7 protein-coding genes are annotated in these 12824 nt (G+C 51.1%); 5 read left to right on the forward strand and 2 right to left on the reverse strand.

Going from position 1 to position 12824, the window contains the following annotated elements; genetic code table 11:
* Window positions 1-112: 112 nt before the first annotated feature.
* The 4 genes from murD to NFR57_RS03175 are packed head-to-tail and all read left to right on the forward strand — an operon-like array spanning window position 113 to window position 4572.
* Window positions 113-1387 (forward strand): UDP-N-acetylmuramoyl-L-alanine--D-glutamate ligase, encoded by a 1275-nt coding sequence (murD, locus tag NFR57_RS03160; RefSeq protein ID WP_251182374.1) that lies wholly within the window; start codon window positions 113-115, stop codon window positions 1385-1387.
* A complete protein-coding gene (gene ftsW / locus NFR57_RS03165; protein WP_251182375.1) occupies window positions 1384-2604 on the forward strand; it encodes a putative lipid II flippase FtsW in 1221 nt (406 codons plus the stop codon). Before murD ends, ftsW begins: the two co-directional genes overlap by 4 nt.
* Before the next feature lie 5 nt (window positions 2605-2609).
* Window positions 2610-3680, forward strand: a complete 1071-nt coding sequence (locus tag NFR57_RS03170; protein ID WP_251182376.1) for a hypothetical protein — start codon at window positions 2610-2612, stop codon at window positions 3678-3680.
* Window positions 3670-4572: a hypothetical protein gene (locus NFR57_RS03175; protein WP_251182377.1), complete on the forward strand. Its 903-nt coding sequence runs from the start codon at window positions 3670-3672 to the stop codon at window positions 4570-4572. Before NFR57_RS03170 ends, NFR57_RS03175 begins: the two co-directional genes overlap by 11 nt.
* A 97-nt stretch (window positions 4573-4669) precedes the next feature.
* On the opposite strand, the gene NFR57_RS03180 is transcribed toward NFR57_RS03175, so the two are convergent.
* A complete protein-coding gene (locus tag NFR57_RS03180; protein WP_251182378.1) occupies window positions 4670-5824 on the reverse strand; it encodes a 3-phosphoglycerate dehydrogenase family protein in 1155 nt (384 codons plus the stop codon).
* Between the two features lie 24 nt (window positions 5825-5848).
* The gene (serC, locus tag NFR57_RS03185; protein ID WP_251182379.1) at window positions 5849-6931 is read right to left on the reverse strand and encodes a 3-phosphoserine/phosphohydroxythreonine transaminase; all 1083 of its coding nucleotides are present in this window, start codon (window positions 6929-6931) and stop codon (window positions 5849-5851) included.
* Window positions 6932-7324: 393 nt separating this feature from the next.
* Here serC and NFR57_RS03190 point away from each other — a divergent pair, with 393 nt between their 5' ends.
* Window positions 7325-12811, forward strand: a complete 5487-nt coding sequence (locus NFR57_RS03190) for an RCC1 domain-containing protein (RefSeq protein ID WP_251182380.1) — start codon at window positions 7325-7327, stop codon at window positions 12809-12811.
* The last annotated feature ends 13 nt before the right edge of the window (window positions 12812-12824 follow it).

Genomic DNA, 12824 nt, shown 5'->3' on the forward strand with positions numbered 1-12824 from the left:
TATAACGTTAGCTTAAATCAACAAGCCTAACGTTATATTTATTTATAACATAAAAAGCCGATAGCGCGCCGTCCGATATTCTAAAAAACGGAGCGCGCACATACAATACTGTATGGGAATTTTCGACGGAAAGCGGTATTTTGTTTACGGCGACGGGCTGTCCGGTCGCGCGGCGATCGGCGCGATAAAAAAGTGCGGCGGGCGGGCAAAACTGTATGCCGACGCGGACGGGCGGTTCTGCGAACCCGCAGACAAAAGGTACGACGGGGCGGTGATAAGCCCCGGGATAAGACCGACGCACGCCGTTTACGAGTATTGCGCGCGGCGCGGCATACGTCCGACGGGCGAGGCGGAAATAGGTTTTAAGATAGCGGAAGAACGCGGTATGCCCACCGTGGGCGTAACGGGTACGAACGGTAAGACCACTGTCACGAATTTGATTGCGGCAATGACGGGCGGCGTTGCGTGCGGCAATATAGGCTATCCCGTGTCTATAGCGGCGCTCAAACCGCAAAAGCCTATCGTGTGCGAACTGTCCAGTTTTCAGCTTTACAGCTCGGTCGTCGCACCCGACGTTGCGGTCATAACCAACATAGCGTCCGACCATATCGATTGGCACGGTACGGCGGCGGAATACCGTGCGTGCAAGTGCAACATTGCGGCGCACATGCGCGGCGGGTATCTTGTACTCGGCGAGGACATCCCCGTCGGCGCGCTTGAAACGCTTGAAACCAAAGCGCAGATAGTGCGGTGCTCGACGACAAACGTTTGCGACGGCGCGTATATTTCGGGCGATAATTTTTATTTCATGGGCAAGCGCGTTTGTCCTACCGACTATCTGCGGTTGCAGGGCGTGCACAACGTAAAAAACGCATTGTGCGCGATAGCCGCGGCTATGTGTATGGGTGCGAGCTCGGGCGACGTTACGGCGGCGCTGTCGAGCGCGGAACTTTCGCCGCACCGAATACGCGACGTGGGTGCGGCGTGCGGCAAACGTTGGATAGACGATTCCAAAGGCACAAACGTCGCGGCGTGTCTTGCCGCCGTCGCGCAAACGAGCGGAACGGTTTGTCTTATCCTCGGCGGACGCGGCAAGGCGACAGATTTTTCGGAACTGTTTACGGCAATAGACACGGCGCGCGTGACAGAAGTTGTAGCAATGGGCGAAACGGCGCAGGCGATACGCGACAGTGCGGCGGGCATTGTGCCGTCGCTCAAACTGACTGTTGTAAACGGGCTTAACGAAGCGGTTAAGATCGCGGCTAAATCGGACGCGCAAACAGTGTTGCTGTCGCCCGCGTGCGCGTCGTTCGACGAGTTTAAAAGCTATGCCGAGCGCGGCGACAGGTTCGCGGCGGCGGTAAAGGCAATCGGCGGCGAAGCATGAAAAAAAGAAACGCTTTTAACATAAGCGGAACGCCGCGGCTTACCGTCGGCAAGTCGGACGTGATGTTGATAACCGTCACCGCCGCGCTGATATTTTTCGGTGTTTTGATGGTGTATTCGGCGGGGTCGTACACTGCGGAACGCATTTACGGCACGCGGTTTTATTATGTGTACAAGCAGTTGACGGGCGCGGCGCTCGGCTTTGCGGCAATGTTTTTATTTTCGCGCATCGACTATCACGTGTTGCATAAACTTCGGTATGTCATTCTCGCGCTGTCGGTGATACTTTTGGCTATAGTGTTTCTGCCGGGGGTGGGCATCACAAACTACGGCGCGCGGCGGTGGATAAACCTGCCGTTCTTTACGATACAGGCGAGCGAAATATCCAAGTTCGGGTTTATAGTGTTTGCGGCGGCGTATATAGGATCGCGCGAGGATAAGATAACCACGTTTAGAGGAATCCTGCCCGTCGTGCTCGTCGGCGGGATAATATGTCTGCTCATTATCCTCGAACCTAACATGTCCGTCACTATCTGCATGGCGTTGCTCATGATAGTCATGCTGTTTTTGGGCGGCGCGAAAATCAAACATCTGTTGATGATAATACTTCCGCTGATTGCGGCGGCGGTGGTGCTTATACTCGTCGAACCGTACAGGTTTGCGCGGCTCATGGCGTTTATCGACCCGTGGCAAAGCCCGCTCGAAGAAGGGTATCAGCTTATACAATCCTATTACGGACTGGGCGCGGGCGGATTTTTCGGCGTGGGCTTGTTCAATTCGCGACAGAAATATCTGTTTTTGCCGTTTGCCGAAAGCGACTTTATATTCAGCGTAATAGGCGAGGAGTTCGGACTGCTCGGGTGCATGGTCGTGCTGTGCGCATATCTGTTTATAATACGCCGCGCGCTTAAAATATCGTTGGGCGCACCCGACAGGTTCGGCGCGTTGCTTTGCTCGGGTATAGCCGCGATAATAGCGATACAGGTAATGGTAAACGTCGCGGTCGTTACGGGCAGTATTCCGCCGACGGGCTTGCCGTTGCCGTTTATAAGCAGCGGAAGTTCCGGACTTATCGTGTTTATGTCGAGCATAGGCGTACTCAACAGCGTAAAGCGCAGAAGTCACAAAAGCAGTGATTTTATGTTTGTAAAAGGCAAGGGGCATAATTCGCGTAAACGGTTGCTTTTTCGTAAGCGAAGCGGTATAATAACCATGTGAAATACATGGGGCAGACATTTTCATACCTGAAAAAGAATTTCTGGTTGCCCGTCGTCGCAATGGTAATCCCGTCGATAGTCGCGTGTTTTTTGTCCACGCCGTACTGGGAAGTGTCGTTCGTGGCGGCGTTCGACTATGCTCCGTATCTGTCCGCAAGCCAAACTTTTCGCATACTGTTCGGCGATTCGTGGCAGTATTTTTGGCCTGTCGTCGTGGTTGCGATAGTTCAAGTGTTCGGGGCGGCGCTCGTCATGTCGGGCATTGACCGACATTTCCGCACGGGCAGGCTGTCCTTGCGCGACCCGTTGCGGCTTATTAACAATTCGGTTTTTCCTATAGCGATCGGCGTAACCGTCATGAGCGCGGCGTCTATCGTTTGGCGATTTTTATTATTCGGACTTGTCATGCTCGTACAGGTTTCCGCGGAAGCAATGGCGTTTCCCGCGGGCGCGGCGCTTGCGGTAATTTCCGCGCTTGCCGTGGGCATGTTCATTATCCACGGGCTTATAATAACGCCTATGCTGTTCTGGGCGCCCATCATGTTCGTATACGGCTATCGTTTTCGCGATGCGGCGGCGACGTCGTTTAAGCTGATAGCGGGCAAAAAGATATTTCGCGGGCTGTTTATGCCTATGGTCTTGCTCGCGGGCGTGCAACTGCTCGTCGGGTTTTTGCAAGCTCCGACCGCTGTCGCTTACGTAGTAAACTTTTTCGTGTTTCTTGCGACAAACGTGTATGCCACAGTGTATACCGTGCTCACTTTTTACGGCATAAGCGAGCTTGACCGACGCGACATAGAGCCGTACCGAAATATCCCGTTGCCTGTATTGCATAATAAACAGGAAAAGGAAAACGCCGACAAGCAACCGCAAAAACCCGATAATAGGCAGGCGAGCGCGGACGCGGACGGCGAAAATGCCCAAAACGCGAGCGCAAAGCCGCCGCGCGCGGTAAAACAGAAAAAGCCCGACAACAACGGTTCGGCAAAGAAAAAGCGGACGGCGCAAGCCGCGCCCGCCAAAAAACGCGCCGCGTCGAAATCCAAAGAACAAAAGGCGGACGGCGATGGCGTTTAAGAATGCGTTTAAAAATCTAATAGCGCACTTCGGCATAGTGTGGTCGCTGTTGCTGTATATACTGATCTGCTCCGCGGGCATAGTCGGATTGAGTTTGCCGTTTATTCTGCCGATAGCAAATGCGTTTGCCGATGCGGGCGTGTTCGACGGCATACGCGCCGCGTTTTCCGCGCTGTTCAACGACGGCGGGTGGAACGGGCTGTGGGACGGACTGTACAACGTGTATTTGTCTGTCGTAAACGTTTTTGAGAGCAACGGTCGCGTCGCGTCGTTGACCATGCTTTTCCTTATATTCATAGTAATAGTAGCGTTCCGCTTCTTTTTCGGGCTGTATGAAATTCCGCTCGCAACCGTTCTGGACGGGCGTATGTCGTGCAACGCGCATTACGGGTTTGGCGGCAAGTTCTTTTCCATGCTGTCCGTGTCCGCCAGATATTCGCTTGCCAAAATGCCCATAACGATAGCGTTCGACGCGGCTATGTGGGGCGTGGTGTACGGCGTGACGGTGGGTATAGGCATGAGCGTCGCGCTCCCGTTCGTCGTAATTCTCGTAATTGTCGCGTTCCTGTCGTTTAAAAAATCAATGCTCGCATGCTGGGCGCCGTGCGTTGCCGACGGCACGGGCGTGATTAAAGGCTTTGCGCGGTCGGTAGAAATCTGCTTCAAACGCTTCGGATCGATTTTCTCCACGTACTTGGTGACAATCTTGGTCATATTCGCGTGCGGCTTGTTTATAACCGTGTTTACGCTCGGCGTGGGACTGATTATAGCAATACCGTTTTCGGTGGCTTGCTTCGGCTACCTCGACGCGACCGAGTATTACAACAAAACCGGTAAACGATATTATATCGACAGCGTGGTATTCACTCCGCCGTCGGAAAATACGCTGTAATAATATCGCGCAGTATAATTTAAACCCAAACAAAAAGCGATCGCACGTAAAACATGCGATCGCGGTTTTGTTTATTTGGGATAGATAAAAGAAAAAACTAAATTTTCCGTACTTTTATAATGTTGTCGCAAGCGCAAACCTTGGCTAACAGCTTGTCGTCAACGTCGCTTTCGAGGTCGAGTATCGTATAGGCATAATCGCCGCGCGACTGCGAAACGAAGTTTTCGATATTTATGCCCGCGCCCGAAACGATGTCCGTTATCGAGTTGAGCACGAACTTGACGTTGCGGTGAATAACGGTTATGCGGCGTTTGCCGACGCGCGGCGCGGAACAGGCGGGGAAGTTGACCGAGTTTTTGATATTGCCGTTTTCTATAAAGTCAACAAGCTCCTGCGCCGCCATTACCGCGCAGTTGTCCTCGGCTTCTTCCGTGGACGCGCCGAGGTGCGGGATAACCGTCACGCCTTGCACGTTCAAAAGTTCGGGCGCGGCGAAGTCGGTAATATACGAGTGGATTTTGCCCGACTTGATTGCCGCGATAATGTCGGCATTGACGCAAAGCTCGCCGCGCGACAGGTTGACTATATTAACGCCGTCTTTCATTTTGGCAATTGTCTTGGCATTAATCAGTCCGCGCGTGCCGTCGGTCAGCGGTACGTGCAAGGTGATATAGTCCGCGTCCTCGAAAAGGTTGTCGAGGCTGTCTATCTTGGTTATGTTGTGATTGAGCTTCCAAGCGGAGTCGATGGAAATAAACGGGTCGTAACCGAGCACGTTCATGCCCAGCCGCACGGCATTGTTGCCGACCTGAACGCCTATCGCGCCCAGCCCGACCACGCCGAGCGTTTTGCCCATAATTTCGTGACCCGCAAATTGCTTTTTGCCTTTTTCGGCTTGCTTGGCTACGTCGTCGCCTTTAAGCGTTTTCGTCCACTCCACGCCGTCGATTATTCCGCGCGAGGCGAGGAGCAATGCGGCGAGGCAAAGTTCTTTTACGGCGTTGGCGTTAGCGCCGGGGGTGTTAAAAACAACCACGCCGCGATCGGCATAGTCCGCAACGGGAATATTGTTTACGCCCGCGCCCGCGCGCGCTACCGCGATAACCGATTCGGGCAACGCGTAGTCGTGCATGGAGAACGACCGAAGCATAACCGCGACGGGCGAAGTCGAGTTTTCGACAAGTTTGTAATTTTTGCCGAGCGTTTTCTCCGCGAGCGGGGATATTGCGTTAAGTTTGAGAATATCTTTCATGTCTGCTTCCTTTTTCGCGGCGGGTTACGCCTTGTTTTCCTTTTTGAATTTTTCCATAAACGCGATAAGCGCGTCCACGCCCTCCGTCGGCATGGCGTTGTAAATGGAAGCGCGCATGCCTCCTACAAGCCTGTGTCCTTTGAGCGATACCAGTCCGTTTTCTGCGGCTTGCGCGACAAACTTGTCGTCGAGATCTTTGCTCGGCGAAACGAACGGCACGTTCATTACGGAGCGAAACTCCTTTTGCACGGAGTTGACGTAATAATCGGAGCTGTCGATATAGTCGTACAGCTTGGCGGCTTTCGCTTCGTTTATCTTTTGCGCCGCCGCCACGCCCCCGTGTTCTTTTAAGTTGTTAAGCACTTCCATAACGACGTAAGTCGAAAAGCAGGGCGGGGTGTTGAACAGGCTTTTGTTTTTGACCTGATTGTCGTACCGCAACATTACGGGGCATTTGGGATCGGCGCGATCTGTAAGATCGTGACGGACTATAACTACGGTCACGCCCGCGGGACCTATGTTTTTTTGCGCGCCCGCATAAATAAGCGCGTAATCGGAAACGTTGACTTCCTGACTTAAAATCATGGACGACATGTCGCATACGAGCGGTATGCCGTCGGTGTCGGGCACGGAAGTATAACGCGTGCCGAAAATGGTGTTGTTGTAGCAGATATGTACAAAATCCGCGTCGCGGCGGAACATGCTCGGGGCAAGGTCGGGAATATACGTAAAGTTCTTATCCTCGGACGACGCGGCAATCGCCGCGTCGAGGTGAACCGCGCCTTCCTTATAGGCTATTTTGGAAAAATTGCCCGTAACCACGTAATCGGCTTTGCGGTTTACCGTGCCGATATTGAGCGGCACCGCCGAAAACTGATTGGTCGCGCCGCCCTGCACGAAAAGTATATCGTAACCGTCGGGCACGCCCATGAGTTCGCGCAACAGCTCTTCCGTCTTGTCGTTGATTTTCATGTACGGTTTGGAACGATGGCTCATTTCCATAACGGACATACCCGTGCCGTCGTAATCGATCAAATGCTTGCGCACCCGTTCGAGCACTTCGGGCGGAAGCGTCCCGGGTCCCGCCGAAAAATTATAAACTCTCATAAACTACCTCTGCAATATTAGTCTTATGACGATTATAGCATAATAGTTGACTAAAATCAAATAAAAACGGTTGCAACTTTTCGCGGCGGCATACAATGTATATAAAACATATGCGCGACAAACGCGAAAGGCGGGCGAGCGTGCGTATAGGCGTTGACCGCAAAAAACCGCATATATAGTAAAATTGCCTATTTTTACCTTTATAATCGCGCGCAAATATGAATAAACTATGAATATAGTACAAAAAATTGCGCAATTTATGGGTGGTTTATATTGACAATCCCGCGCAAATGTATTATAATTATGCAATGAATAATGTCGAATAGTATACATATTCGGCATTATCACCGACTTTTTCGGCAAAACATTTTCAAAGAAGGGTTGACGATCGATATGAAATCGACTAAACATTCAAGGAATTTTACAGCGCGCTTGGCGTCGATTGCTATTACCGTAGCGTTGATTTTGAGCGTGGCGTTCTCGTTCGGCTTTATAAACAAGCCGAGCGTTGCGCGTGCGGAAGAACAGGACGTCACACAGTCCGCCGAAAAAACGGTAAACGGCATAAGGTTTGTACAGGTCGCGGCGGGCGAGGACTTTGCGATAGGTCTTACGTTTGACGGCAAGCTGTACGGTTGGAGTCTTACGGGCGGCGACGGCGGTAACACCGGCGCAGAAAACACGGTCACGCTCGGCAAATACTATTCCTCCGTTCCCACGGAAATAGGCGTAACGTTCAGACAGGGTCCCGGCGTTTCGGGCAACAACAAGTGGGGCGAGCCCAACTATATGTCCGACAAAGACAGTAGCGGCAACCCTATTACAGATAAAATTACGAGCATAGCCGCAACTCGCACCACAGCGGCGTTCATTACTGAAAAAGGTTATATCTATACATGGGGCAAGGACAGTAACGCCCAAAAAGAAAATGTGGAAAACGTCGTTATGGAAGAACGTAACGCTTTTCCGCATTACTTGCTTTTGCGCGAAGCGGGCAACAATGACCCGTGGCATACTCCTTTTATAATCAATTACGGTTATTATGACGAAACGGGCAACCCCGATACCGCGCTCGACTTTATCACCCCTACAGGCACAAAAGGGCTTACGTTGTGTTCCATTGCCGCGGGCGAGTATAACTATATTTTCGGATTTGCCAAGGACGTTAATTTTTACACTTACGCTTGGGGATCTTTGATGTATTCCGTGCCCAACATTATAGTAAATGCGGGCGGCTATACTTATGATCTTTCCCATGAGTTGAAGGGCGGCAGAATACGTAAAGTATATAAGACGAGCTATGCCAACACCGCAACAAATACGACAGTCGTCGCGGGCGGCTACACGGTCGGCGTAAACGGTTCGTCGGCTGCGAACGGAACGTCGTTGCAGTTGCGCGGCAAAAACTTCCTTACTTCGGCTTACGACTCGGCAACGGGATATATCTATACCAACGAATTGCTCGACGTTACAGGCGGAACAATAAACAGCGGCGCGGCTACTTCCAAAATTTTATATTCGCAAAGCAGTTCGGCATACAACCTCGAAAAAGGCTTGGCGGGCGCGAACGGCCGTGCGACGCAGTCCGATACTTACGACGCGGGCATCGATATTTTCCAATATTACGGCAGACAGAAATCTAATGTCGAACTCAACTTTTCGGTTGACAGCGCGGTAGTTAATATAGTCAACGCGCAAGGCGCAGCCCTTAACGGAGCGAATAACGTCGGCGCGTACAACTATGCCGTTGCGCTCGGCAACGACGTAGGCTACGGCATTAGCGGTAAAAAACTTTACGGCTGGGGCGACAACAATAAAGGTCAGCTCAAAGGTTTTACAAGCGCTAACACCGCCACTCCCGTGCAAATTCTTTCCGACAAAACGTTTAAATCCGTTGCGGCGGGCAAACAGCTCACCAAAAGCAAAAAAGCGTTGTATGCCACCGACTCGCTCCAAATCGAGAGCGGCTCAGTCACAGGCTTTATCTCGGACGTGCAAAACTCCGCCGAATACATCACGGGCGCGTTGTCCGAGGACGGCAAGCTGTACGTGTGGAGTAACTTCGACAGCGTTTCGGGCGAAACCGGTTACAGTGCGTCGCCCGTACAAATAAAATTCGGCAATGTCGAAAACACGACGGGCACGACCGCGAGCGAGTTTGCCGCGGTATATTCGGGTTACGGCAATAATCTGTTTGCCGTTACCAAGCTCGGTAAACTTATTCATATAAGCTACGACCAAAAGAGCAATACGTACAAACAAAAATTGTACGACGAATTCCGCTCTGCGGACGGCTCGGCTATAACCAACTGGTCGGTCAACTCCAATAACACGGTCAAGTTCAACACCGTGCCCGCTACGGCGGAAAACTCCGCGCCGAGCATCGGCGACGCCACTTTTTACGTTTGGCAAGCGGACAGAACGTCCGCCGCAAGCGAGGGCGACAACACAGTTTGGATCAACAGCAATAACGGTGCCGGTGCGTTCGACGCGCTTGTGTCCAAAAACAATATCGGCGACGTTTACAGAATTTTGACGTCCGCCGACGACGGTATGACTTTCTTAAACGACAAAAAGGAGAATAAGCCCGAGTCGTTTGATCCCGTATATTCTTATGACGGCAAAGTCATGACGGAAAGTCAACGCGCAAACATGTTCAAAGCGCAAATCGTAAACACCGATACGGACAAGGGCGTCGGTATTAAAATCACTCCGTTGCGTTCGTCCAAGGGCGAAAAAGTAACGCTGGAATTTTACGTTGCGCGTTTCGGAAGTCAAGGCAACTTTGAAACTTCCGCAAAAGGCAAAGCCATTTATTACGATTACGAAAAATGCAAAATCGAGTTTACGATTGCGGACACCCCGACTATCGTCGATTACAAATCGTTTGCCGACGTGATAGGCGAGGACGGAGCTAACAAGGGCAATTCCAATATCCCGTTGCTCGATCCCAATAACGACAACAACAAATACTATTCGTTGGCGGTGCAAAACGTGTCGCTCGGCGTCGAGGAATTGATCAAATATCTTACCGCCAAAAATTCGGTAGACGCAACGTTCAAAGCAGACGCAATAACGGCAATGTCTAATGCTGATAGCGGGTTCCCCGCATTGTCCAAGGTTAAGAACGGCAATCTTAACTACTACTTGGGTGAAAACGAAACGTCCGCGACGGACAATAAATATTACACCGACGTTTATAAATACATCTTTTCCGACCGCGACGCGGACAGGGTAATTATATCCGATACGAGAGGTATCCAGCTCAACGGTTTGGCGGGCGCAAGCGTCAACGCAATCAACTGCGTAAAAGTTCCCGTAACCGTCAAAATCGACCTTAAATCGACTTATGGCGTGGACGTTGGGTGTATAAAGGCTTTTGCGACAGACTTTAACAACGTTTACGGCTTTTATAACGTGGTGTTCGCGGAGGACAATTCGTCCGTAAGTTTGACATACGACGTCGTGCGTTATACCGCTGTCGGTTCGACGGGCAATATCGTATACAACGAAAACAATATCGCCGATTACAGCGCTAAATCGGATAACGCGCACGTGCGCACTACAATCAACGCGCAGACTTCCACCAAGTATAAAGGCACGGCGGGCGACGTAAATATCGACATCGCCAAAACGACTAACGTTGCGTCCGTGTTTGCGCAAGCGTCTTTGCGTCTTACGGATACAAAAGATTATAACGGCATTTACGGCAGTGCGGAGGCGGGCGCAAAAAATAAACTTACCGTGACTTATCCCAACAGGATTTATGTCGGCGGCAGTGCAAAAATAGACCTGTCGTCGTATGTAAAGAACTTGGGCAACAGTATATACTTTACCTATAACAATAAAATTACCGAATTCGACGCTTTTAACAATAAATTCCCCGACGAAACCGCGGGCACTGGCAGACCTTACGTAAAACTTACGTCGAGAGACCTTACCGTGTCGCCCACGTCGGATTGCACAATCAACCTTGACGTTACTGTCCAGCGTTTTGCGGACTCGCGCAATACGCCGTTTGCGGACGACAACGAAAAGGTGGTAATAACGTTCATTTTCGATAAAATAACGTCGTTCACTTTCGCCAAGGAAGCTAACGTCACTTCGGTGTTTACCATTAAAAAGACCGAGCAAATCAGCTTGTTCGGCGGCGCGATAGACGGCACGCAGTACAACAAGTTCGCATCCATTAACGGAATAGGCGACGACGCTATCAAATCGTCGCTCGAAAGTCAAATAGTCATTTCCGATATTCAATCGTCGGGCGACGGCATTTATACTGCGGAAGCCGCGCAAGGCGCGCCCGCGGTCGTAATCAAACCCATTTCGTCGGGCTCGGGAATTATAAGTTTTGTCGCAACGGTTTACGGACAAAGTTTGCATTTCAAGGTTGCGATTAACGTGTCCTATGTTACTGTGCTTGACAGCGATTTCGATATAAGCCTTGTCAGCGACGAATATGTGTATGTAAGTAATTTGCAGACAGAGCTTAACGACGCCAATAAATTCAACTCGCAAATAGGCAACTATAAAGTGTTGTACGGCGATATAAGCGAAAACAAAGACGCCGCAGGCAAAAATATCTACAATGCCGTGTATTTCACCGAAAAAATGTACGGCACCAAGGAAGAAAGCATCGGCTATCCCGCTTTTGTCAAGAGCGTGACGTTCGAGGGCGTTTCTTCGGCGCAACCTTATATCAGAATCGAACCGAGCGCAAGCGCGGTCAGCAACAGCGGCGAGTACTATATGCACGTCCGTTTTGTAAACGCCAACGTCGAAAAATATGCGGACGCGCCCAACGGCAGTATTTTGGAAGTGGTGTTCAAAATAAGCTCGGGCAAAGTAGTCGTTCCGCTTACGGGCGATAAGGTAGTCAATATCGACTGCAAGACGGGGCGCAAACAGGCTGTCGGCGGTATTTGGTACACGAGCGGCAGCGGCGTGGATACGGTCGCGCACGTTTCGGCAAAAGAATTGCTTGACTTCCTCGGCGAAGAGGATACGATGAACTATCAAATATACTTTATTTCGGCGGATAGCGCCGCGACAAAGTATTTCAACTACGATTACCGCAAGGGCGATAACGAAATTATAATCACGCCCAAATATAACACGCCCGTCCTTAAAGACGGTCCGCAGTCGTTCGCGGTAAGCGTGTCGGTATACAACGCCGAAAAAGCTCGCTCGCTTATGCTCTCTTTCGACGTTACGATCGACGGCATTTTGACGACGCTTCCAGTTACTACCAACGAAGACGGTGTAATAGGTTACGGCAATATATGGTTGTACTCATTTATAATCGTGTTCGGTGTATTGCTCATAATCTTTATTATCCGCATGGTAGTGTACTGGAAAAAACGCGCCAAACAGCGCGCGCTCATCAAACGCAATCAGGAACTTATCCGCATGCGCGACCGTATGCACAACAAAGCCAATATTGCGTCCAAAGAGCAGGTCGTCCGTACCAAGATGAAGATGGAAGACCCCAAATACGCCAAGCTGTTTAACGAAATGCGCAAGAACAAGGAGAACGAGAGCGGCGTAGTGCTCGAAAACTCCGACCTTGCGGCAATGGCTAAATCCAAATCCAAGAAAAAGAAGAAGGGCGGCAAAAAGTCCGTTGCGGAACTTAAAGCCGAGTTGGAAGCCAAAAAAGCGGCGTTTGCCGCGGCGCAGGCGCAAAGCGTTCAGCCGGTCAATCCTTTCGGCGGCGACGCTATGTCCGACGCTTCGTTTGACGGAGGCGGCGCGGCGTATACCGCGCCTGTGGAGGAATTCGCCGACGGCTTCGGCGGCGCGGACGGCGGCTTTGCCTCGCCCGACATTGACGGTAAAGAAATAATATTCGACGCGTCCGATATAGGCGATGGAATGTAAGGAGGGCGCAAGA

The organism is Anaerocaecibacter muris (assembly GCF_943192945.1).
Lineage (GTDB): Bacteria > Bacillota > Clostridia > Christensenellales > Pumilibacteraceae > Anaerocaecibacter > Anaerocaecibacter muris.

Bases quoted from the DNA above. Each gene is read 5' to 3' on its own strand.
- murD (WP_251182374.1), top strand. From the start codon at position 113: ATGGGAATTTTCGACGGAAAGCGGTATTTTGTTTACGGCGACGGGCTG.
- ftsW (WP_251182375.1), top strand. From the start codon at position 1,384: ATGAAAAAAAGAAACGCTTTTAACATAAGCGGAACGCCGCGGCTTACC.
- NFR57_RS03170 (WP_251182376.1), top strand. From the start codon at position 2,610: ATGGGGCAGACATTTTCATACCTGAAAAAGAATTTCTGGTTGCCCGTC.
- NFR57_RS03175 (WP_251182377.1), top strand. From the start codon at position 3,670: ATGGCGTTTAAGAATGCGTTTAAAAATCTAATAGCGCACTTCGGCATA.
- NFR57_RS03180 (WP_251182378.1), bottom strand. From the start codon at position 5,824: ATGAAAGATATTCTCAAACTTAACGCAATATCCCCGCTCGCGGAGAAA.
- serC (WP_251182379.1), bottom strand. From the start codon at position 6,931: ATGAGAGTTTATAATTTTTCGGCGGGACCCGGGACGCTTCCGCCCGAA.
- NFR57_RS03190 (WP_251182380.1), top strand. From the start codon at position 7,325: ATGAAATCGACTAAACATTCAAGGAATTTTACAGCGCGCTTGGCGTCG.